This is a genomic window from Brachyspira pilosicoli (assembly GCF_019402445.1).
GTDB lineage: Bacteria > Spirochaetota > Brachyspiria > Brachyspirales > Brachyspiraceae > Brachyspira > Brachyspira pilosicoli_B.
Genome location: NZ_SRZM01000025.1, coordinates 1 through 4,060, shown reverse-complemented (window position 1 = coordinate 4,060; position 4,060 = coordinate 1). Strand labels below are relative to the sequence as shown.

General features: G+C 29.7%; 3 protein-coding genes. 1 reads left to right on the top strand and 2 read right to left on the bottom strand.

The features are described 5' to 3' along the window. Window positions 1-83: 83 nt before the first annotated feature. The gene (locus E6A48_RS01070; RefSeq protein ID WP_219708156.1) at window positions 84-1,688 is read right to left on the bottom strand and encodes a gamma-glutamyltransferase family protein; all 1,605 of its coding nucleotides are present in this window, start codon (window positions 1,686-1,688) and stop codon (window positions 84-86) included. Between the two features lie 163 nt (window positions 1,689-1,851). Between E6A48_RS01070 and E6A48_RS01065 the strand changes: the two genes are divergently transcribed. After that, window positions 1,852-3,054, top strand: a complete 1,203-nt coding sequence (locus tag E6A48_RS01065) for a pyridoxal phosphate-dependent aminotransferase (protein ID WP_219708155.1) — start codon at window positions 1,852-1,854, stop codon at window positions 3,052-3,054. Between the two features lie 64 nt (window positions 3,055-3,118). Here the strand turns inward: E6A48_RS01065 and E6A48_RS01060 are convergent. Then, window positions 3,119-4,060 (bottom strand): AAA family ATPase (locus tag E6A48_RS01060; RefSeq protein ID WP_219708154.1); only part of this gene is annotated, 942 nt, incomplete at its 5' end.

Here is a 4,060-nt window from a genome sequence, read left to right as displayed (position 1 = left end):
ATATATAATATTATAGCTTTTTCATAACTTTTTTCCATAATTTTATATATTTTTATTTATAAATATAAAAAAATAAATATTTTCTAATATCCAATAATAGCAGAATCAGTTCTATAGTCACACCCGCCATATAATACATTATTCTCATTTCTAAACACTATCTGCCCTCTTCCAAAATATCCAAAACCATTTAACTTGTCTTTTTTTATTATATTATGCCCCTTACTCTGAAGCTCTGCTGCTAAATTATTATCAAAATTATGTTCAAGTTCTATATTTTTTTCTCCCACCCATTGCCATCTTGGCTTATCTAAAGCACTTTGAGGATTAAGATTATCATCTATCATGTTTCTTAAAACCTGCAAATGCCCTTGAGGCTGCATAAAAGCCCCCATTACTCCAAATGCCCCAATAGGTTTATTGTCTTTGCATAAAAAACCAGGTATTATAGTGTGATAAGGCTTTTTTCTTGGTGCTATAAAATTTGCTGATGATTTATCTAAAGAGAAATTAGCTCCCCTATTATGCAATGCAATTCCAGTTTCTGGTATCACTATACCCGAACCAAAGCCCATATAATTGCTCTCTATAAAAGAAACTATATTTCCATAAGAATCTGCCGAAGCTAAATAAACCGTATCTCCACTATTAAATATATAATTTGAAGGCTCTAATGCTTTATTTTTAGTTATAAGTTTTGCTCTTTCTTTGGCATACTCTTTTGAAAGCATTTCCTCAATTTTTACTTTCATATGCCTTTCATCAGCTATATATTTTTTTGTGTCTGTAAATGCAAGTTTTAATGCTTCTATATCATAATGAGTATTTGGCTCATCAAAATTGCTAAGTATATTTAACGCCATTAATACTGTTATGCCATGTCCATTTGGAGGTATCTCATAAACATCATAGCCCCTATAGTTTGTAGTTATAGGCTCTACCCAAGTTGGATAATAATCGTTTAAATCCTCTTTAGATAAATAGCCTCCATATTTTTTCATAAATCTATCTATCTTTTCAGCAATCTCTCCCCTATAAAAACTCTCTGCATAAGTATTTCCTATTTCAAATAAAGTTTTGGCATGATGAGGAAGCTTTACAATACTTCCAACTTCTGGAGCTTTGCCTTTAAAACTAAAAGTGTCAAACCAATATTTAAACTCTTCTTTATTATCAGAAACCTTTAAATAATTGTTAAAAGCAATATTCCAATCGAAAGCTACTTGAGGCTGTAATGCATATCCTTCTTCTGCATATCTAATAGCAGGCTCCAAAACTTCTAATAATTTTAACTTACCGAATTTTTTACTTAAAGCAGCCCAAGTTGCAGGAATACCGCCAACAGTGATAGGTATTAGTCCATAATGAGGAACACTATCCAAATTAAGAGATAATATTTTATCAACATCTAAATTTTTAGGTGAAAATCCACTTCCATTTATAGCATGCAATTTATTATCAAAATAAACTATAGCAAAAGCATCTCCACCAAGACCATTAGAAGTAGGCTCTACAACTGTTAAAGCAGCAGCAGTTGCAATGGCACTGTCTATTGCATTTCCACCTTTTTTTAATATTTCAATACCAGCCTCTGTTGCTAATACATTACTGCTTGCAACCATTCCCTTACTTCCAAATACAACATTTCTAGAAGAACTATATTCATTATTATAAAAATTAAACTTCATAAAAATACCAAAAAATATAATTTATTTTAATTATATACTATAAAAAAAATAAATCATCATTAAAAGCAATAAATCTAATAATAAAAAGTAATTATTTGTATATTGACAATTTTTATTATATACTCTAATATTACTATATATAATAAAGTTTTTGGAGATAAAAATGGAAATATCGCAAAGAATTCAAAGGCTAAAAACTTCGCCTGTAAGAAAGTTAAACCCCTATGCCGAAGAAGCTGTAAAAAAAGGCATAAAAATCTATCATCTTAACATAGGTCAGCCTGATATTGAAACACCTAAAGTATTTTTGGAAGCTATCAGCAAATATAACGGTAAAACCCTTAAATATGAACATTCAAGAGGTATGAAACCGCTTATAAATAAAATACAAGAATACTATGAGAAAAAAATAGGCGTCCATTATGAAGAAGATGAAATTAACATCACTAATGGCGGCAGTGAGGGATTATTATTTACTTTATTAGCTATTTTTGATGAAGGTGATGAAATATTAGTGGCAGAACCTTATTATGCTAATTACAATAGTTTTTATGATGTATTAGATATAAAAAGAAATGCCGTTCGCACTTATGCAGAAAAAGGATTCCACCTTCCAAATCGTGATGAGATAGAAAAGCATATTACTCCAAAAACCAAAGCATATATGTTTTCAAATCCTTCTAACCCTACTGGGGTTGTATCTACAAAAGAAGAGCTTGATGATATTGCTTATCTTGCTAAAAAGCACAATATGTTTATTATAAGCGATGAAGTTTACAGAGAGTTTGTTTATGGCGACAGAAAGGCTATAAGTTTCGGTACTTACAAAGACTTGGCTGATAATGTTGTTATAGTTGACTCTATATCAAAAAGATTCTCTGCTTGCGGTGCTAGGATTGGATGTGTAATAAGTAAAAATAAGGCATTTAGCACTGCTGTATTTAGAGAGTGTCAAGCTAGATTATCTGCTCCTACACTTGAGATGGTTGGTGCTGCTGCTTTATATGACTTGCCTGATAACTATTTTGAAGCTGCTAGAAAAGAATATGATAACAGAAGAAAAATCATGTTTGAAGAGCTTACAAAGATGGACGGCGTTGTAATGAAAGAGCCTGAGGGAGCTTTCTATGTGCTTGCTAAACTTCCTGTAAAAAATGCTGAAGAGTTTGCTATATGGCTTCTTAAAGACTTTAATCTTGATGGTGAGACAGTTATGTTTGCTCCTGGTGAAGGTTTTTATGCAACTCCCGGCTTAGGTAAAGATGAAGTGAGAATGTGCTATGCATTAGAGGCAAGAGACATAAAAAGAGCTATGGAGATTTTGAAACAGGGCTTAATTAAATACAAAAAAGAAGTAGAAAAATAATTTTTTAAAATAAATAAAGGGGCTGTGATAAACAGTCCCCCATTTTATTATTCAAATTATATATTTAAGAATTTTGATTTTCTTTATTGTTATTTTTATTATCTGTCAATACCATATCGCTCAAATAGTTAAGCAGTGTATTAAAATTGTTTATAGTCTGTTCATCTAATTCTCTTTTAAGGATATTATTTTTGAATAATGATGAAAGGCTTCCGCTTTTATTTTGTATCATTTCTTTATATCTTTCTTTATCATTATCGCTGAATAGGCTTTCTATTTCTTTGAAAGAAGAGTCTGCTTCTTTTAATTGAAACACAATTAATTTCTCTTTCATTAAAGAATTTGATTCTGAAGCTTTTTTGAATAAATTTGCCCTATCATCGCTGTCTGTTAATATAATAGCCTCTCTAAACTGTACCAACTGTTTTAATTTATTATTCATTTCTGTATTATCTTTTCCAAGTCCATGAATAGGCAAAAATACTACATTTATTTTTTTGTTTTCTTTTGTTTCTTTTAATTTCTTGAAAGCTGTAAGATAATTATAATCAATAAGACCTTCAACAAATATTACTTTATTATTAGGATTAGTTATTATATCTTTATGAAGCACTCCAAAACTGTTTACTATTTCATTTAATGTATCAACTTCATCTTCTCCTATAGCAGAAAAATCATTCTGTATTTCAACTCCTATTTTATCTTTTTTGAATCTTACAATTCTAAGCTCATCTAAATAATCAACATCTATAAATGAAGGATTGTGAGTAGTAGTTATAAATGTTATTCCATGATTTCTAGCAAATTTTTTAATGAAATTTCTTAAATCTCTTCTTCCCGGTATTGATAAATGTATTTCAGGCTCATCCATCAAAACTATATCTCCAGGATTTAATTCATTAGAATGTAAAAAATTAAAGAAGAAATTAAAAAACCATTTGAACCCTACAGATTGCTGTTTTAATGAAATAATATTTCCATTTTTTTCCATAGATAAATATATTTC